At 68.0% G+C, this 17,377-nt stretch carries 18 protein-coding genes; 16 read left to right on the top strand and 2 right to left on the bottom strand.

Features of this window, described 5'->3' with window-relative positions; genetic code table 11:
- Positions 1 to 152: 152 nt before the first annotated feature.
- Positions 153 to 413: a hypothetical protein gene (locus tag AC3WVS_RS09035; protein WP_037024800.1), complete on the bottom strand. Its 261-nt coding sequence runs from the start codon at positions 411 to 413 to the stop codon at positions 153 to 155.
- Positions 414 to 649: 236 nt separating this feature from the next.
- Between AC3WVS_RS09035 and AC3WVS_RS09030 the strand changes: the two genes are divergently transcribed.
- The 9 genes from AC3WVS_RS09030 (at position 650) to AC3WVS_RS08990 (ending at position 8,703) form a co-directional block, all read left to right on the top strand.
- Positions 650 to 1,606: an oxygenase MpaB family protein gene (locus AC3WVS_RS09030; protein ID WP_492318323.1), complete on the top strand. Its 957-nt coding sequence runs from the start codon at positions 650 to 652 to the stop codon at positions 1,604 to 1,606.
- Between the two features lie 730 nt (positions 1,607 to 2,336).
- Positions 2,337 to 2,663: an RNA chaperone Hfq gene (locus AC3WVS_RS09025; RefSeq protein WP_492318322.1), complete on the top strand. Its 327-nt coding sequence runs from the start codon at positions 2,337 to 2,339 to the stop codon at positions 2,661 to 2,663.
- Between the two features lie 215 nt (positions 2,664 to 2,878).
- A complete protein-coding gene (locus AC3WVS_RS09020; RefSeq protein WP_492318321.1) occupies positions 2,879 to 4,165 on the top strand; it encodes a FliC/FljB family flagellin in 1,287 nt (428 codons plus the stop codon).
- Positions 4,166 to 4,293: 128 nt separating this feature from the next.
- Positions 4,294 to 4,659, top strand: a complete 366-nt coding sequence (locus tag AC3WVS_RS09015) for a flagellar protein FlaG (protein WP_492318320.1) — start codon at positions 4,294 to 4,296, stop codon at positions 4,657 to 4,659.
- Between the two features lie 65 nt (positions 4,660 to 4,724).
- The gene (fliD, locus tag AC3WVS_RS09010) at positions 4,725 to 6,191 is read left to right on the top strand and encodes a flagellar filament capping protein FliD (protein ID WP_492318319.1); all 1,467 of its coding nucleotides are present in this window, start codon (positions 4,725 to 4,727) and stop codon (positions 6,189 to 6,191) included.
- A gap of 57 nt (positions 6,192 to 6,248) precedes the next feature.
- Positions 6,249 to 6,674 (top strand): flagellar export chaperone FliS, encoded by a 426-nt coding sequence (gene fliS, locus AC3WVS_RS09005; protein ID WP_492318318.1) that lies wholly within the window; start codon positions 6,249 to 6,251, stop codon positions 6,672 to 6,674.
- Position 6,675: 1 nt separating this feature from the next.
- Positions 6,676 to 7,017 (top strand): flagellar protein FliT, encoded by a 342-nt coding sequence (locus tag AC3WVS_RS09000; RefSeq protein ID WP_492318317.1) that lies wholly within the window; start codon positions 6,676 to 6,678, stop codon positions 7,015 to 7,017.
- Between the two features lie 70 nt (positions 7,018 to 7,087).
- A complete protein-coding gene (gene fliK / locus AC3WVS_RS08995; RefSeq protein ID WP_492318316.1) occupies positions 7,088 to 8,413 on the top strand; it encodes a flagellar hook-length control protein FliK in 1,326 nt (441 codons plus the stop codon).
- Positions 8,410 to 8,703 (top strand): EscU/YscU/HrcU family type III secretion system export apparatus switch protein, encoded by a 294-nt coding sequence (locus AC3WVS_RS08990; RefSeq protein ID WP_492318315.1) that lies wholly within the window; start codon positions 8,410 to 8,412, stop codon positions 8,701 to 8,703. Before fliK ends, AC3WVS_RS08990 begins: the two co-directional genes overlap by 4 nt.
- An 82-nt stretch (positions 8,704 to 8,785) precedes the next feature.
- Here the strand turns inward: AC3WVS_RS08990 and fliE are convergent, their stop codons facing one another.
- A complete protein-coding gene (gene fliE, locus AC3WVS_RS08985) occupies positions 8,786 to 9,109 on the bottom strand; it encodes a flagellar hook-basal body complex protein FliE (RefSeq protein WP_041688225.1) in 324 nt (107 codons plus the stop codon).
- 407 nt (positions 9,110 to 9,516) lie between these two features.
- Here fliE and fliF point away from each other — a divergent pair, with 407 nt between their 5' ends.
- The 7 genes from fliF to alkB all read left to right on the top strand — a co-directional run bounded on the left by fliF (position 9,517) and on the right by alkB (position 17,310).
- On the top strand, positions 9,517 to 11,247 hold the full coding sequence (gene fliF / locus AC3WVS_RS08980; protein WP_492318314.1) for a flagellar basal-body MS-ring/collar protein FliF: 1,731 nt from the start codon (positions 9,517 to 9,519) through the stop codon (positions 11,245 to 11,247).
- Positions 11,234 to 12,244, top strand: a complete 1,011-nt coding sequence (gene fliG, locus AC3WVS_RS08975) for a flagellar motor switch protein FliG (protein WP_492318313.1) — start codon at positions 11,234 to 11,236, stop codon at positions 12,242 to 12,244. The genes fliF and fliG overlap by 14 nt, the downstream gene beginning before the upstream one ends.
- Entirely contained in the window at positions 12,231 to 13,049 is an 819-nt protein-coding gene (fliH, locus tag AC3WVS_RS08970) for a flagellar assembly protein FliH (protein ID WP_492318312.1), read from the top strand. The genes fliG and fliH overlap by 14 nt, the downstream gene beginning before the upstream one ends.
- Positions 13,042 to 14,517 carry a flagellar protein export ATPase FliI gene (gene fliI, locus AC3WVS_RS08965; RefSeq protein ID WP_492318311.1) on the top strand — a complete coding sequence of 492 codons (1,476 nt, stop codon included), beginning with the start codon at positions 13,042 to 13,044 and terminating at the stop codon, positions 14,515 to 14,517. The genes fliH and fliI overlap by 8 nt, the downstream gene beginning before the upstream one ends.
- The gene (gene fliJ / locus AC3WVS_RS08960) at positions 14,495 to 14,953 is read left to right on the top strand and encodes a flagellar export protein FliJ (protein WP_492318310.1); all 459 of its coding nucleotides are present in this window, start codon (positions 14,495 to 14,497) and stop codon (positions 14,951 to 14,953) included. The genes fliI and fliJ overlap by 23 nt, the downstream gene beginning before the upstream one ends.
- Positions 14,954 to 14,979: 26 nt before the next feature.
- Positions 14,980 to 16,401, top strand: coding sequence for a flagellar hook-length control protein FliK (locus AC3WVS_RS08955; RefSeq protein WP_492318309.1), 1,422 nt, complete (start codon positions 14,980 to 14,982; stop codon positions 16,399 to 16,401).
- A 246-nt stretch (positions 16,402 to 16,647) separates the two neighbouring features.
- Complete coding sequence (alkB, locus tag AC3WVS_RS08950; RefSeq protein ID WP_492318308.1) at positions 16,648 to 17,310, top strand: DNA oxidative demethylase AlkB; 663 nt, start codon at positions 16,648 to 16,650, stop codon at positions 17,308 to 17,310.
- The last annotated feature ends 67 nt before the right edge of the window (positions 17,311 to 17,377 follow it).

Raw genomic sequence — 17,377 nt, 5'->3', positions numbered from 1 at the left:
GGTGTGTAAATCGGGCCGCCCGTTGTAAAAGCGCCCGCCGCGTGATGTGCTGCATCCCCCGCTACAGGCCATTGCTGGCGGCACCCCGGTCCTTCCATGCTTGGCATGGCGATTGCGAAACAGGGGATGCGGCAGTTCGCCGCGTCAAGGAGCTAGCAATGGGACAGCAGCAACAGCCGGGTCAATCGCAGTCGGGCCAGAAGCCGCAGGAACAGAAGCAGCAGGAACAATCTGGCCAGCGCGGCAGCCAGCAGCAGCCGGGACAACAACAAGGCGGCGGTCAGATGGGTAACCAGGACCGCAAGCAGGACCAACAACAGCAGCAGGATCGCGGCAGCTCGCAACCGGGCCAGCAAAGCGGCCAACGCAGCGGCCAGCAAAGCGGCCAGGGCGGGCAACAGGGTGGGCAACAAGGCGGACAACGCCAGCCGTAAGTCAGCCGCGCCAGCCACGATAACAGGCAACTTTCCGGGTATGTGCGGCCGCAACATGCGGTGCGGCCGCAGGGGCATACGCCGGAGATTGACAGGCCGGGACTCCCGCAAGGGGGCTCCGGCCCTTTTTGTGGCAACCGCCGCGGCATGACCCCGCGCACATCGCCCCGCATCCCGTGTATGCTGGCCCTGACTTCCCGATTCAGGCACCGGCCTTGTCCAGCTTTACCGACCCCGCCGCCGGCCGCTCTGCGCAGCCACGACGCGGCCCGCTGAACCATCTCTCCACCAGGCTGCGCGAGCGCGCCGGCGTGCACGTGCGCGCGCTGACCCGCAGCAATTCCGGCCTGACCCTCGACTACGACAACCCGCCGGGCGATGCCGGCCTGTTCGGGCCCGATGCGGTCTGCTGGCGCGTGCATGCCGACTTTCCGGCAATGCTCGCGGGCGGCGTCAGTGCGCTGCTGCTGCAGACGCTGCATCCGCTGGCGCTGGCCGGGGTCTGGGACCACTCCAGCTTTCGCACCGACATGCAGGGGCGCCTGGGGCGCACCGCACAGTTCATCGCCGGCACCACCTACGGCAGCCGTGCCGATGCCATGGCGCTGATCGGGCGCGTACGGCGCATCCATGCCGGCGTGGTTGGCGTGGCCCCGGACGGGCGGCACTACGCGGCCTCCGATCCGGCGTTGCTGACCTGGGTGCACGTGGCCGAGGTCTCGAGCTTCCTGGCCGGCTACCTGCGCTATGTCGGGCCACTGAGCAGCGCGGAGCAGGATCGCTACTACGACGAGGTTGCGCGCATCGCCCTGATGCTGGGTGCGGCCGACGTGCCGCGCTCGCGTGCCGAAGTCACGGCCTACCTGGAGGCCATGCGGCCTGCGCTGCTGGCCAGCGAACGCACCAGCGAAGTGGTGCGGCTGGTGCGGAAGATGCCGGTGGCCAACCCGCTGCTGCAGCCGGCGGTGCGGATCATGGCCGACGCGGGCATCGCACTGCTGCCGCCGTGGGCACGGCAACAGCTCGACCTGGACGGCCCTTCGATACGGCGCCCGGCAGCACTCGCGGGCATGCATGTGCTGGCACCGGCGCTGCGCTGGGTGCTGGGCGCCGGCCTGGCAGCGCGCGCACGGCGGCGCGTGGCCCGCGGCACCGCCACGACGGCTGGCTGAGGCTCGCGCCGGCTATCGGCGTTCAGCCGAACTTCTTGAACGGAAATGAGAATTGGTGGCAAAAACCCTCGCATTTCGGAGGATTGCGCAGCGCGAAAGTGGCGTTAAATCTGCCTGGGCATTCCGAACGGCCGGTCGGTTTTTACTAACCGCACCAGCCACAGCGCCATAGAGCGCGACTCAAACGACGCAGGCAAAAAAAGAAGCCTACGCGCGGGGTGCTCGTAGGCTTTCCAGGACTGCTCGAGCCGAAAAGCTCTTGCCAAGAATATAAACGCGCTTACATGAGGTGTAAATCCCGTTTCTATCAGGGGATTCCCTTATGACGATATGAGATTATTTGCGCACTTTTGATGATTTTAGCCCTGACGCTACATCAGGGCATTTTTCGTATGGGCTGGCAATTTCCTCGCGAGCGCAGTCCACATCGAGCCTGCCTGGCTCGCCGCTCTGGCCGCATGCGGCATTGCACAATCGGCTACAATATCACAACCTCGAGAGCAACAACTTTTATAGAGCAACGCCTCTATTCCAGGAACGGCGTGCGGTTCGTCAACGCTGGAAAAAACTTTGTTACTCTCGGCGCTGAAGTACTCCCCTTCTCTTCTGGCAGCGCCAACCGCCGGCACCTGCGCCGTTACCGAGAGCGGATGTTTCTCGTGCCGCCCTGGCCGTGGCGCACCCCAAGCCATTAGCCGCCAGAACCCTTGCGGGCTCTTCCGGAGTCGTTGTGAAGAAGAAGGAAACCCGGCCCAAGTCACGCAGCCGGAAACAACTGCAGCACCAGCAATTTGCGGCATACAGCACCAGCCAGGCCCCGGTGATCGTCCACCTGTCCACCGGCGCCCGGCTGCAGGGTCTCATCCTGGCGTCAGACGACTATGTGGTGCTGCTTGGCCGGCAGCCGGACGACATCCGGCCCACGGTGGTCTACAAGCGGGCCATCTGCCTGGTCACGCTGGCCAATGCGCCGGACACGCCGGCGGTGACACCGGCTCCGGCCCCGGAGCCGGACTTCCTGCCGATCTACATCCCCCGCACCAGCAAGCGCCGCTAGGCCAACGCCTGCCCCACACGCCTTCCAGCCCTGCCGCGCGGCGCCTCAGCCCGCCCTGCCGGCACCCCGCGAAACTATCGCGGAGATCACTCTAAACCTTTCCCTTGCCCGGTCGATAACCCAAGCAACGGAGGCACTCTACGCCCTGCAAAGCAGGCCGCCAACGTTACGGCACTAGCCGGAATGCCCAAAACTTTGCATATAGGAGTCGTACCATGGCGCAAGTCATTAACACCAACTCGTTGTCTCTGATGACTCAGAACAACCTGAATGCTTCGCAATCGTCACTGAACACGGCGATCCAGCGCCTGTCGTCGGGCCTGCGCATCAACAGCGCCAAGGACGACGCCGCAGGTCAGGCAATTGCGAACCGTTTCACCTCGAACATCCGCGGCCTGACGCAAGCCCAGCGCAATGCCAACGACGGCATCTCGCTGGCGCAGACGACTGAAGGCGCGCTGACCGAAGTCAACAACAACCTGCAGCGTATCCGTGAACTGAGCGTGCAGGCTGCCACGGGTTCGAACTCGGCTTCCGACCTGAAGTCGATCCAGGACGAAATCAAGCAGCGCCTGGACGAAATCGACCGCACTTCGGCCCAGACCGACTTCAACGGCGTGAAGGTGCTGTCCGGCAACGCCAAGCCGCTGACCGTGCAAGTGGGCGCCAATGACGGCGAAACGATCACCATCAACCTGAAGGAAATCAGCTCGAAGACCCTGGGCCTGTCTGGTTTCTCGGTGGCACGTGCACAGCCGAAGGTGGGCGATGCCGTGGAAGAAGTCGGTGCATCCGGCGCCCTGAAGGCGGTCAATCTGTCGGCCGTGGAAGGCGCAGGCGGCCTGAATGTCGCTGCTGGTTCGACGAGCCTGCACCGCGTGCTGGACCCGACGACTGGGGCAGCTACCGCCCAGTACGTAGTCAAGTCCGGCGACGACATGTACGCCGCGAACGTCGATGACGCAACGGGCAACGTAACGCTGACCAAGACGGACAACACAGTTACGTACCAAGACGGCACGCTGCAGGCCGCCGCCGCCGCGTACAACATCAAGGTGGCAGCGGACGCCAACGGCGCCGCCGTCGGTTACATCACGATCCAGGGCCACAACTTCGAGACGAACGGCCTGGTCGACGGTACCTCGACGCTGACAGACGTCAGCGGCACAGGCACCGACGGGTTCGCCATCGTTCTGGGCACCTCCACCGAGTACAAGGGCACGGCTTCGAACAACCCGAAGGCGATGCTCGACTCCGCCCTGAAGGTCGTGGACGACCTGCGTAGCGCGCTGGGTGCCGTGCAGAACCGTTTTGACTCGGTGATCTCGAACCTGGGCACGACCATCACCAACCTGTCGTCCTCGCGCTCGCGCATCCAAGACGCAGACTACGCCACGGAAGTGTCGAACATGACCCGCGGCAACATCCTGCAACAGGCTGGTACCTCGGTGCTGGCGCAAGCCAACCAGACCACGCAAGGCGTGCTGTCGCTGCTGCGTTAATCGCGCCGCAACCCTCCGCAGAAAGCCGGGCCACTTCGGCCCGGCTTTTTGCCGGAGTGCTAAGCAAGCGGATCACCACTTGCTTAGCACTTCCCCGTGTCGACTACGACGACTGACGAGACCCGACCATGGCCATACCCTCCGCTGCTTCCGCAGTCTCCTCTGCTCAGCCTCGCACCTTCGCGGGCACGGCGCCGCAGGCACCAGTCCGCAACGCCGCTGGTACTGCGAGCGCGGCTGGCGGCTTCCCGGCCAACAGCGTGGAAACCCTGCCGGAAGACATGTCGGCAGCGATCCGCGAACTGAGCGATGCGTTACGCACCACCACCATCGGCCTGCAGTTCGAGATCGACGAGACCACGCACAAGGTCATCACCAAGGTGATCGACCGCGACACCGGCGAGCTGATCCGCCAGTTGCCGTCCGAAGAGGTCATGCGGATCGCGCGCGCCATGAACAAGCTCCAAGGCCTGCTGGTCCACCAGTCAGCCTGAAGCCAGGAAGACAAGAAGGTCTCTCCGATCTCCCTGAAGACGTTAATAAGAAACGAGGTACAGCCATGGCATCCATCTCCTCCCTGGGCAGCGCTTCCGGCCTGGATCTGCAAGGTCTGCTCGACAAGCTGACCACCGCGGAAAGCGCGCCGCTGACGATGCTGAAGAACCAGCAGACCGCCTACCAGGCCAAGTTGTCCGCCTATGGCACGCTGCAAAGCGTCCTGTCCGCCTTTCAGGCATCCGCCGCCAAACTGTCCGAAACCGCGACGTTCAGCTCAGTCAAGGCCACGACCAGCAATACCGAAGTGCTTGGCGTCGCAACGAGCACATCGGCCGTGGCCGGCAGCTATTCGGTCAATGTGACGAGCCTGGCCCAGGCGCAGTCATTGGTCAGCGGCGGCCAGGCGAGCCAGACCGGCGCAGTTGTCACCGGCACGCTGCCCGCCACGTTGTCGTTCGAGTTCGGCCAGGTGACCGGCTACGACAGCGCGACCGGCAGCTATGGCACGCCCGGCTTCACGCCCACCGCGGGATCGACCAAGACCGTCACCATCGACAGCAGCAACAACTCGCTGCAAGGCATCCGCGACGCCATCAACAAGGCGAACATCGGCGTCACCGCCAGCATCGTGAACGATGGCAGCGGCACGCCCTACCGTCTGGTAATGACCTCCAGCAACACCGGCGAGTCCAACAGCATGAAGATCTCCAGCAGCGACGGCGATCTCCAGAACCTGATCGGCTTCGACCCTGCGGCCATGAACGCATCGGGCACCACGGCCAACGGGGTGCGAGAAACGGTACGCGGCACCAATGCCAACCTGACGGTCAACGGCATCGCCGTCACCAGCGCCAAGAACGCCGTCACCGACGCCGTGCAGGGTGTCACGCTGACGCTGAACAAGACAGGCACCAGCACCGTCTCGGTCACCCGTGACACGGATTCCATGAAGGCGGCGGTCACTGCGTTCGCCACGGCCTACAACAATCTGCAGTCCACAGCTGCCAAGCTGACGGCATTTGATGCCAGCGAGGGCACCAGCTCCGCGCTGACCGGGGACGCTGTGCTGCGCAACATCCAGATCCGTCTGCGCGGTGTCCTGAACACGCCGCAAACCGGAGGCGCAACGCTCAACAGCCTCTCTCAGATCGGCGTGTCGTTCCAGAAGGACGGCACCATCTCCGTGGACGACAGCAAGCTGACGAAGGCGCTGAACGAGAACCTTCCCGGCGTGACGCAGCTGTTTGGCGGCGACGGCAAGACCGGTGGCTATGGCCGCCAGATCTCCGACACGATCAAGAGCTTCAGCGCCACCGACGGCGCGCTGAAGTCGGCACAGGACGGCATCAACAAGACGCTGAAGGACATCGCCGCCGACTACGCCAAGCAGCAGGACCGCATCACCGACACAATGGAGCGCTACCGCAAGCAGTTCACGCAACTGGACCTGGTGGTATCGCAGATGAACCAGACCAGCAGCTACCTGACACAGCAGTTCAACGCGCTCAACAACGCGGGCAAGAAGTAAGCTGCCGCAGGGCGCCCGTGACCGGGCGCAGTGCCTTTCCCATAGCGAGGTCCATTCATGTACGCACGTCACGCCATCAATGCCTACGCCCAGGTCGGCGTCCAGACCGGTGCCATGAGCGCCAGCCCGCACAAGCTGATCACCATGCTGTACGACGGCGCGCGCGCCGCCATAGCGCGGGCGAAGTTCCACCTGGAAGGCGGCAACATTGCCGAACGCGGCAACGCCATCTCCAAAGCCATCGACATCATCGACAACGGCCTGCGCGCCGTGCTCGACCATGAGGCTGGCGGCGAGATCTCCGCCAACCTCGAATCCCTGTACGAGTACATGGTGCGCCGGCTGATGCTGGCCAACCTGCGCAGCGACGCGGCCCTGCTGGCCGAGGTCGACACGCTGCTCGAAAGCCTGGCTTCGGCCTGGGCGCAGATCGACGACACGGCCGCGGCCGCAAATCAGCAACCCGCCTTGCAGGACAACTGACATGGCTTCCCTTCCCGAGTTTTCCCCGATCGTGGACTGCTACGAGGAAATCCTCGCGCTGTCCGCACGCATGCACGAAGCCGCCCAGGCAGCTGACTGGGACACCGTCACCGCGCTGCAGCAGGGCTACCTGGCCCTGGTGGACCGCCTGCGCCAGATGGACCACGAGGCACCGTTCTCCGATGCGGAGCGCATGCGCCGCTACCAGTTGCTGGACCGCATCCTCACTTACGATGCCCGCATCCGCGACCTGGCCATGCCGCAGCTGAAGAAGCTAGGCGACATGCTGACCAGCTCGCGCCGCCAGATCGAACTGTCCGCCGCCTACGGCGCCACCGCCTGACGCAGCCTGACCGCTGCGCTACTCACCGCGGCGGGCCGGAAAGCCCGCCGTCTGCATTCACACGGCCCGTATGACCGGCATCCATCTGCCTCCAGGCCTGACACCCGGTCAGGCCCCGGACCCGCAACCGCTGCGCACCGCGCTTGCCATCGACAAGCTGGCGGCGCTGCAGCCCGTGCCCGAGGCCACCGAGTCGAATGTCCAGAACTCCACCGGCCAGGCGATCCGCCACAGCCAGCAGGCCACCGGTCCCAACGCCTTGGCAGGCCAGGCTACCTTGCTGCCGGGCACTTCGACGCAGGAATCGCTGAGCGCGGCGGCGCGCGCCATCCTGGCGGTGATGGACGGTACCGAGGCCCAGCCGGTGCGCAGCGCCGGCCCGCTGCTGGCCGCCGCGCCCACGCCAGCGTCCGCGCAGGCCGCCGCGGCGGCCCTTGCCAACACGGTCGGGCAGAGCGGCCTGTTCTACGAATCGCACCTGGCGCAGTGGGTTGCCGGCGCGCGCGCGTTGCCCGGCATCCGCCAGGAGCCGCAGGCGCAAGTGCCGGTGCCGGCCCGAGCGGCTGCCCCAGGCGGCACTGCGCAAGCCGCGGCAACACCGCCGCCGTCTTCGCTGCTGACCTATGCCGGCGGTGCCGTAGCGGCAGAGCCGGCGCGGCCCTCGGCGCCGCCGCTGATTCCGGCCTCGCAGGTGCTGGCTGAAGCGCTGGCCTCGGCCGGCAATCCGCGCGTGGCCCATAGCCATGCGGCGGCGGAACAGGCGCTGCGGCAAGGCGCCGCCACCACGGCGGCCTACAGCCGCGAAGCCGCTGCCGAACCGGGGGCCCAACGCCAGTCCGCCGCGGCGCTGGCCACGCAGGCCTACCAGACCACCGCGGAGGCTGGTGCGCGCGCTGCCGCGCCGGACAGCCTCATCCCCCACGCGGCGCGCGCCGCCGCTGGCCTGCCGGACACCGCCTCGGCGGACGCCGGCCGGCAGGCCGCGGCAGCCGGCCCGGCCATCCATCCGGCAACCGAAGCCGTGGTCCGCCAGCAGCTGGAATTGCTCGCCACGCAGCAGTTCCGCTTTGCCGGCGAAGCCTGGCCCGGCGTGCCGATGGAGTGGGAGTTGCTGCGCCCCGACGCGGATGGCGCCGCTCAGGCCCATGACGACAGCGCCCGGCCATGGTCCAGCCGCCTGCGGCTGCAATTGCCGAGCCTCGGCATCGTCGAAGCGGTGCTGACACTGGGGCCGGCAGGGCTCGACGCCCGCGTGGCAACGCCCGAGACCGATGTCGCGGCGCGTTTGATCGCGGCACGGCCGCTGCTGCGCAACCAGCTGGAGGCGCAGGGCATCGTGCTGCAGCGCCTGAGCGTGCAGACCCAGGACAACATGACGGAAGGAGCGGCGCGATGAGCGAAGCGGCGCAAGACCGCGGCGCGGCGATCGCGCTGTCCTACCAGCACAGCGACAGGGCCCCGCGCGTGGTCGCCAAGGGCTATGGCGTGGTGGCCGAAGCCATCATCGCGCGCGCGCGCGAAGCGGGCGTCTATATCCACGATTCACCCACCCTGGTGAACCTGCTGATGCAGGTCGACCTGGACAGCCACGTGCCGCCGCAGCTCTATGTGGCCGTGGCGGAACTGCTGGCGTGGATCTACCACCTTGAAGCGGGCAGGGACGCAGGCGCTGAAGCGCAGGCCTGACCCGGCAGGCCTCCCTGACGACAAGAGCCCCTGGCCGCTTGCGCGCCCAGGGGCTTTTTGCTTTAGAGGCAGGCCGGTAGGCTTACACCGCCATATTCATCATTTCCTGGTAAGCCGCCACCAGCCGGTTCCGCACCTGCACCCCGGTCTGGAACGACACATTGGCCTTCTGCAGGTCGATCATCACGTCATTGAGCGCCACGCCGGGCTTGCCCAGCTCGAACGCCTCGGCCTGGCCGTAGGCGCGTTCCTGCGCGGCGTTGATGCGCCCCAGCGAGCGCTGCAGCTCGCCGGCAAAGCCGCCGCCGACCGGCGCGGCGGACTGGCTGGCACTGTTGCCCGAGGCAACCTGGGACATCCCGCGCAGTTGCTGCAGCATGCCCTCGATGGAAGAGATAGTGGTCATTTGGCTCGTCGTATGCCGGTCCACCGGCAGAGTTCGTCTTGTGGCGCGCCCCTGGCATCGCAGAGCAGCCTGCCGGCAGGAGGGCCTCAGGCGCTTCGCACCCAGTTTCAGCCCCCGCAGAGTACCCGCCGTCTCCGTCCTCCCATGGGCCGAAATCGGACAAAAAACAGCGTCTGTTCGCCGGATTGTCGCGCTCAAGTCTGGCCGATCATTGCCATCGTGCCGGAAGAGCGCGGGCGGCCGTCCTGTGCTGGCTCCGGAAATCACCAGACAACCATCGATTCGGGAGTACGCGTGTTTTCTCTGCAGCGTAATGTGAGCCGTGCCGTGAGCCGCGCCGACGACCAAGGCGGTCAGCATCGCCCGTGCCGTCGCCAGCATCGCGGCGCCGGATCCGGAGCACGCGCATGACCGCGACCGTGGCACTGCCCGGGCGCCCGGCAGAAGTGATCGAGCGCCTGAAGGCCAACCCGAAGCTGCCGCTGATGCTGGCCGGCGCCGCCCTGGCCGCGGCCATCGCGGTGGGCGTGCTGTGGTCGCGCAGCCCGGACTACAAGGTGCTATACAGCAACCTGTCCGAGCGCGATGGCGGCGCGGTGCTGCAGTCGCTGCAGCAGATGAACGTGCCGTACAAGTTCGCCGAAGGCGGCGGCGCGGTCATGGTGCCGGCCGAGAAGGTGCATGAGACGCGCCTGCGCCTGGCATCGCAGGGCCTGCCCAAGAGCGGCACGGCCGGCATGGAGCTGATGGACAACCAGAAGTTCGGCATCAGCCAGTTTGCCGAGCAGGTCAATTACCAGCGCGGGCTGGAAGGCGAACTGGCGCGCTCGATCGAATCCATCGCCGCGGTGCAGTCCGCCCGCGTGCACCTGGCCATCCCCAAGCCTACGCTGTTCGTGCGCGAGCGCCAGAAGCCGACCGCGTCGATCGTGCTGCAGCTGTACCCGGGCCGCGCCATCGATGAAGGCCAGGTCGCTGCGATCAGCCACCTGGTGTCGTCGAGCGTGCCGGAGCTGACGCCCAAGTCGATCTCGATCGTCGACCAGCACGGCAACCTGCTGTCGAACAGCGGCAACGAGCGCATGCTCGACGCGACCCAGCTCAAGTACGTCCAGGCGCTGGAGCAGAACTACCTGAAGCGCATCGAAGCGATCCTGACGCCGATCGTCGGCAAGGACAACGTGCGCGCGCAGGTGACCGCCGACGTGGACTTTTCCATCGTCGAGCACACCGACGAGAGCTACAAGCCCAACCAGGACCCGACCCGCTCGGCGATCCGCAGCCAGCAGACCAGCGAGTCGACCCAGCAGGGTGTCACGCCGCCGGGCGGCGTGCCCGGCGCGCTGTCGAACCAGCCGCCGGCTGCCGCCGCCGCGCCCGTGACCACGCCGCAGACGCCGCGTGCGGGCCAGGCGCCGGGACAGGCCGGCGCTCCGGCTGCCGCGCAACCGGGACAGCCGGGGCAGGCTGCCCAGCCAGGCCAGGGGGCCCAGGGCGCCAGTTCCACGGCTTCCGGCGGCCCCAGCAGCAATCGCCGCGACTCCACCGTCAACTACGAACTGGACCGCTCCGTGCGCCACGTGCAGCAGGCACCGGGCGGCGTGCGCCGCCTGTCGGTGGCGGTGGTGGTCAACTACCGCCAGCAGGCCGATGCCAAGGGCAAGCTCGTGGCCGAACCGCTGCCGCCGGCACTGCTGGCGCAGATCCAGAACCTGACCAAGGAGGCGATGGGGTTCTCGGCCGACCGCGGCGACTCCATCAACGTAGTCAACAGCCCGTTCACCGCCGAGCGCGACAAGGCCGCGCCCGAGGTGCCGCTGTGGAAGCAGCCCGACATGATCGAGCTGGGCAAGACCCTTGCTGGCTACCTGCTGCTGGCAGTGCTGGCGCTGTTCGTGTGGTTCAAGGTGGCGCGCCCGATCCTGCGCCGCTACACCTCGCCGCCGCTGCCGGCACCGGAAGCCAAGGACGAGACCGAGGCAGTGCTGCTGCCGCCGGACGAGCCCGCCAACCCGGAGATCCTGCGGCTTGCCGCCAAGTATGAAAGCGACCTCGCGCTGGTGCGCGACGCCGCACAGCGCGACCCGCGCCTGGTCGCCAGCGTGATCAAGAACTGGATTGCCAATGACAACCGCTAAGGGCATCTCCGAATCTGGCCTGCAAAAGAGCGCCGTCCTGATGATGGCGATCGGCGAGGATGCCGCGGCCGAGGTGTTCAAGCACCTGTCGCAGCGCGAAGTGCAGGAACTGGGCTCGGCCATGGCCACACTCAGCTCGGTCACCCGCGAGGAAATGGCCGAGGTGCTTGGCGAGTTCCGCGCCGAGACCGAGCAGTACCTGGCCCTGAACGTCGATTCCAACGCCTTTATCCGCAGCGTGCTGAACAAGGCGCTGGGCGAGGAACGCGCCCAGTCGGTGATCGAAGACATCCTGGAGTCGCGCGATCCGGGCGGCGGGATCGATTCGCTGAACTGGATGGACGCCACGGCCATTGCCGAGCTGATCCGCGACGAGCACCCGCAGATCATCGCCACCATCCTGATCCACCTGGACCGCCAGAAGTCGTCAGAAGTGCTGGCACTGTTCACCGACCGCCTGCGCAACGACGTGATCCTGCGTATCGCCACCTTCGGCGGCGTGCAGCCGGGCGCGCTGCAGGAACTGACCGACGTGCTGACCAAGCTGCTGGCGGGCCAGAGCCTGAAGCGCAGCCGCATGGGCGGCGTGCGCACCGCGGCCGAGATCATCAACCTGATGAGCACCGCGCACGAAGAGGCCGTCATCGACGGCGTGCGCCTGCACGACGGCGACCTGGCGCAGAAAATCATCGACGAGATGTTCCTGTTCGAGAACCTGCTGGAGGTCGACGACCGCGGCATCCAGCGCGTGCTCAAGGAAATCGCCACCGAGTCGCTCATCGTCGCGCTCAAGGGCGCGCCGCAGGAACTGCGCGACAAGTTCATCCGCAATATGTCCACCCGCGCCGGCGAGATGCTGCGCGAGGACCTGGACGCGCTGGGCCCGGTGCGCGTGTCGCAGGTCGAGGCCGAGCAGAAGGCCATCCTGCAGGTGGTAAGACGCCTGGCGGATGCGGGCGAAGTGCAGATCGGCGGAGGCGACGATGCCTATGTCTGAGGCAAACCCTGAGCGCGGCCAGGCCGCACGCCACGCGCCGCGCGGCGACCCGCTCTCTTCCCTTGCCGGCAACGGCGCGGCCGCCGAACCCGGCGGCTTTGCGCCGTTCGAGCCTCCGCGGCGCGCCCGTGGCGGCGCGGCCGGCTGGCAGCGCTGGCAGATGGGCTCGCTCGATCCGCGCGACAGCGAGCCGCCCGAAGCCCTGGCCGCCATGCCCTCCGAGCCCGCACCGCCGCCGATCGACTTCGAGGCGCTCGACGCGATGCGCGAAGGCGCGCGCAAGGAAGGCTATGCTCAGGGCTACACCCAGGGGCAGACCCAGGGCAACGGCGACGGCCACCGCGAGGGCTACGCCCGCGGCCTGGAAGCCGCACGCAACGAGGCCACGCAACTGCAGGCGCTGGCCACCAACTTCCGCAGCGCGCTCAGCGGCGTGGACGACCAGGTCTCGCGCGCGCTGGTGTCGCTGGCGCTGGACGTGGCGCGCCAGCTGGTGCGCACTGCGCTTGCCGACGACCCCGCGGTGCTGCTGCCGGCCGTGCGCGAGCTGCTGGCCAGCGAACCCGCGCTGTGCGGATCGCCCAGCCTGCTGCTGCATCCCGACGACGTGGCGCTGGTGGAAACCCATCTGCATGGCGAACTGGCGGCGGCGGGCTGGGCCGTGCGCGCCGATCCGTCGGTGGCGCGCGGCGGCTGCATCGCCAGCGCCGCCAGCGGCGAGCGCGATGCCACGCTGCCCACGCGCTGGACGCGCGTGGTCAAGGCGCTGGGCCGCGACGATCCATGGGAGCCGCCACATGCCTGACACCGCCGCGCAAGCCACGCCCGCACCGGATCAGGGACTGCCTCATGCGCAACGCTGGATCGGCGCGCTGGACAGCGCCGCGGCCGGCATCGCCGGGCTCGACAGCAAGCGCAGCTGCGGCCGCCTGACGCGCGCCGCGGGCCTGGTGCTGGAAGCCGTGGGCCTGCGCCTGCCGGTGGGCAGCGACTGCCTGATCGAGCTGCCCGCCGGGCAGTTCACCACCGACAGCAATGCCCCGCGCACCGCGGAGGCGGAGGTGGTGGGCTTTGGCGCCGACCGGCTCTACCTGATGCCGCAATCGGATGTGGTGGGCTTGCTGCCGGGCGCGCGCGTCTATCCGCTGGAACCATCGCCGCAGCCGGCCGGCACCGCCACGCCGCGCGAGCCGGGCTCCAAGCGCCTGCCGGTTGGCGCCGGCCTGCTGGGCCGCGTGCTGGACGCCGCGGGCCGTCCGCTCGACGGGCTGGGCCCGATCACCGCCGCCATGGAAGTGCCGCTGGCCGGCGAGCAGATCAACCCGCTGATGCGCGCACCGATCGAGACTGTGCTCGATACCGGCGTGCGCGCCATCAACGGCATGCTGACCGTCGGACGCGGCCAGCGCATGGGCCTGTTCGCGGGCTCGGGCGTGGGCAAGAGCGTGCTGCTCGGCATGATGGCGCGCTATACCAGCGCCGACGTGATCGTGGTCGGCCTGATCGGCGAACGCGGCCGCGAAGTGAAGGAGTTCATCGAGAACATCCTTGGCCCCGAAGGCCGCGCACGATCAGTCGTGGTGGCCGCGCCGGCCGATACCTCGCCGCTGCTGCGCATGCAGGGCGCCGCCTATGCAACGCGGCTGGCCGAGTATTTCCGCGACCAGGGCCAGCATGTGCTGCTGATCATGGATTCGCTGACGCGCTACGCCATGGCGCAGCGCGAGATCGCGCTGGCCATCGGCGAGCCGCCGGCGACCAAGGGCTATCCGCCCTCGGTCTTTGCCAAGCTGCCGACGCTGGTCGAGCGCACCGGCAATGGCCCCGAAGGGGGCGGCTCGATCACCGCGTTCTACACGGTGCTGACCGAAGGCGACGACCAGCAGGACCCGATCGCCGATTCCGCGCGCGCCATCCTGGACGGCCATATCGTGCTGTCGCGCAGCCTGGCCGAATCCGGCCACTACCCGGCCATCGACGTGGAAGCATCGATCAGCCGCGCCATGACCGCGCTGATCCCGCAGGAGCAGTTCGGCTCGGTGCGGCGCTTCAAGCAGCTGATGTCGCGCTACCAGCGCAACCGCGACCTGATCAGCGTGGGTGCCTATGTGCCGGGCAACGACCCGGAGCTGGACCTGGCGATGCGCCTGCACCCGCGCATGGAAGCCTTCCTGCAGCAGGACATCCACGAGCGCGCCGGCTACGACGACGCCATCGCCCAGCTTCACAGCCTCTTCGACAGGAGTGAACATGCTCAAGCATTCACCGCTTAATACGCTGGCTGACCTCGCCCAGAACGATACGGACGCCGCCGCGCGCGAGCTGGGCAGGCTGCAGGGACTGCGCACGCAGGCTGAGCAGCAGCTCAACCAGCTCACCGAGTACCGCCATGAGTACCGCGCGCGCATGCAGATGGTGGCCGCCGAAGGCATGACCTCCAGCCGCTGGCAGGATTTCTCGCGCTTTCTCGATTCGCTCGACCATGCCATCCGCCAGCAGGGCGCGGCGCTGGCCAAGGCCGAAGCCGACCTGCTGGCAGGGCGCAACCACTGGCAGCACCAGAAGCGCCGCCTGAACTCGTTCGACACACTGATCGCGCGCGCCGAAGCGAAGGAAGAACAGGTTGCCGCGCGCCGCGAGCAGCGCGCCAACGACGAATACGCCGCCCGCCTGGCCCGCACCACGGCCAGCCGTCTCAGCGAAGCCTGACCCGGGCCACCCCCGTAGCCAACTCCATGATCGATATCAGCCAGATTGTCAGCAGCGCCGCCAATGCGGTCGAGGGCGCCAGGCGCGCCAGCGCCGATGCAACCGCGAGCGGATTCGGCGACGCGCTGTCGCGCGCCCGCGAAAGCAGCAAGGCGCCCGCGCCGCCGGCCAGGGAAGCCGCCGCGCGCGACCAGCCCGCATCGCGCCAGCCCGCGGCGCAGGCCGACGCCGGCAAGCCGCAGCCAGCCGCCGCGGCCGGCAAGAAGCCCGCGGCCGGCCACAAGGATGAAGACCAGGACCAGGATGACACCGCGGCGGCCACGCCGACGGATGCCGCAGCCGCTGCCGCAGCGGCCCTGGCCCTGATGCTTCCCGCCGCAGCCCCGGCCAGCCCCGCTGCCGCGCCGGCCGGCGCGGAGGGTTCCGCCATCGCCGGCGTTGCCGACACCGGCGCCGCCGCACTACAGGCGGCACTGGCAAATGCCGCGCAGCCGGCCACGGCAGATGCCCAGGCCGATGCCATGCCGGCGGCCGCCACGCCACTGCCGGAAACGCTGCAGGTCGTCACCACCGAAGCCCGGCCAGCACAGCCTTCGGTAGCCGACACGCTGGCCACCATCGCATCCCAGCGCGCCGCGATGCAGGCCAGCATCAGCGCAGGCACCGACGGCAAGACCGGCACGGCCCAGGCCATCCCGGGCGACGTGCTCGCGGTCCAGCAGGACGCCAGCGGCCAGTCTGCCGGCGGATCGGGCAATCGCCCGGACAGCGGCATCGCCCAGCACCGCGCCGATCCGCTCGCCGCCAGCCCCGGCACGGCCGATGCCAGGCCCGCGGCAACGCCGTTCGCCGTCGCACAGGCTGCCGCCCGCACCGGCGAGGCTGGCGCGGCCAGCCCCGACAACACACCAGCCGTGGCCGCCGCGCTGGCCGGCCAGGCCACCCCGTCGGCTACTGCAGCCGCTGCCGCCGCCTCCGCCCGTCCGGTGGTCACCCCGCAGCTGTACGACAGCCAGTGGCCGCAGGCCCTTGGCCAGCAGATGATCCGCATGAGCACGCAAGGCCAGCAACGCGCCGAACTGCAGCTGAACCCGCCCGATCTCGGGCCGCTCAAGGTCGTGCTCAACGTGGTCAACGACCAGGCCCAGGCCCAGTTCGTCTCGCCCCACCAGGCCGTGCGCGCCGCGGTGGAAGCGGCGCTGCCGCACCTGCGCACCGCGCTGTCGGAGAATGGCATCCAGCTTGGCCAGACCTCGGTGGGCGCAGACGCCTTTGCCAGCCAGGCGGGCAATGGGAACGGGCAGCAACAGCAAGCGCCGGGGAATGGGCGCGGGCAAACCGGCTTTGGTAGCGGCACGCTGGCGGCTGTTGAGCCGGCGGCAGGGGCCAGTACGACGGTGCGTCCCGCGCGTGTGCTTGGGCGTGGCGAGATCGATACGTTTGCCTGATCAATCACTGTGTAACGGGGTCCCTTGAAGGGATAGCAGGAGCAACCGGTGTTGGATAACCGCCTGGGTGCTCCCTCTCCCGCAAGCGGGAGAGGGGAGCAAACCACCGGCAAGCTGATTCTGCAGCAGCAAAGGCGCGCGGAATAAATGGCTGCAATTGCGCTCCACTGACTTGCCTGCATCAAGGGCAGGTAAGGAGCACAATGCATGGGATTGCCGCAGCATGTGTATCCAGCCACCTGCCCCATGACCTTTGATCTTTTCGACAGCCTCGACGGCCCGAACCCCGCTACACCAACCATCGAGCCCCTCGCCGACGGCGCCGTAGTCCTGCGCGGCCTGGCCCGTGCGGATGCCGAAGTGCTGCTGGCCGATGTCCAGGCCATCATCGCGCTTGCGCCCTGGCGGCACATGATCACCCCCGGCGGGCTGCCAATGTCGGTGGCAATGGTCAACTGCGGCACGGTCGGCTGGGTCTCCGATGCGCGCGGCTATCGCTATGACCCCATCGATCCGCTGAACGGAAAGCCGTGGCCGGAGATGCCTGCGAGTTTCCGGCAGCTGGCCACCACCGCCGCGGCGCAAGCGGGCTTTGCCGGTTTCGAACCGGATGCCTGCCTCATCAATCGCTACGAGCCGGGCACCCGGCTCTCGCTGCACCAGGACCGCGACGAGCGCGATTTCAGCGCGCCCATCGTTTCGGTCTCGCTGGGACTGCCCGCGGTGTTCCTGTTCGGCGGCATGCGCCGCGCCGACCGCCCGCAGCGGGTGCGGCTGGCGCATGGCGACGTGGTGGTGTGGGGCGGGCCGTCGCGGCTGGCCTTCCACGGCGTGGCGCCGCTGGCCGACGGCGACCATCCGCTGCTGGGGCGGCTGCGCATCAACCTGACATTCCGCAAGGCGCGTTAGCCATCACCGCCGCCTTGGCACTTTGCCGGGGGTTTTCTACAGTCAATGGACTGTCCTGAACGCCACC

The organism is Cupriavidus sp. CPT47-8839-RL05A (genome assembly GCF_058792255.1).
Note: the sequence above shows the minus strand (reverse complement) of the source record. Positions and strands in the feature narration are given on the sequence as shown.

Bases quoted from the DNA above. Each gene is read 5' to 3' on its own strand.
- fliD (WP_492318319.1), top strand. From the start codon at position 4,725: ATGGCATCCATCTCCTCCCTGGGCAGCGCTTCCGGCCTGGATCTGCAA.
- AC3WVS_RS09015 (WP_492318320.1), top strand. From the start codon at position 4,294: ATGGCCATACCCTCCGCTGCTTCCGCAGTCTCCTCTGCTCAGCCTCGC.
- AC3WVS_RS08955 (WP_492318309.1), top strand. From the start codon at position 14,980: ATGATCGATATCAGCCAGATTGTCAGCAGCGCCGCCAATGCGGTCGAG.
- AC3WVS_RS09000 (WP_492318317.1), top strand. From the start codon at position 6,676: ATGGCTTCCCTTCCCGAGTTTTCCCCGATCGTGGACTGCTACGAGGAA.
- fliF (WP_492318314.1), top strand. From the start codon at position 9,517: ATGACCGCGACCGTGGCACTGCCCGGGCGCCCGGCAGAAGTGATCGAG.
- AC3WVS_RS08990 (WP_492318315.1), top strand. From the start codon at position 8,410: ATGAGCGAAGCGGCGCAAGACCGCGGCGCGGCGATCGCGCTGTCCTAC.
- alkB (WP_492318308.1), top strand. From the start codon at position 16,648: ATGACCTTTGATCTTTTCGACAGCCTCGACGGCCCGAACCCCGCTACA.
- AC3WVS_RS09020 (WP_492318321.1), top strand. From the start codon at position 2,879: ATGGCGCAAGTCATTAACACCAACTCGTTGTCTCTGATGACTCAGAAC.
- fliJ (WP_492318310.1), top strand. From the start codon at position 14,495: ATGCTCAAGCATTCACCGCTTAATACGCTGGCTGACCTCGCCCAGAAC.
- fliI (WP_492318311.1), top strand. From the start codon at position 13,042: ATGCCTGACACCGCCGCGCAAGCCACGCCCGCACCGGATCAGGGACTG.
- fliE (WP_041688225.1), bottom strand. From the start codon at position 9,109: ATGACCACTATCTCTTCCATCGAGGGCATGCTGCAGCAACTGCGCGGG.
- fliK (WP_492318316.1), top strand. From the start codon at position 7,088: ATGACCGGCATCCATCTGCCTCCAGGCCTGACACCCGGTCAGGCCCCG.
- fliH (WP_492318312.1), top strand. From the start codon at position 12,231: ATGCCTATGTCTGAGGCAAACCCTGAGCGCGGCCAGGCCGCACGCCAC.
- fliS (WP_492318318.1), top strand. From the start codon at position 6,249: ATGTACGCACGTCACGCCATCAATGCCTACGCCCAGGTCGGCGTCCAG.
- fliG (WP_492318313.1), top strand. From the start codon at position 11,234: ATGACAACCGCTAAGGGCATCTCCGAATCTGGCCTGCAAAAGAGCGCC.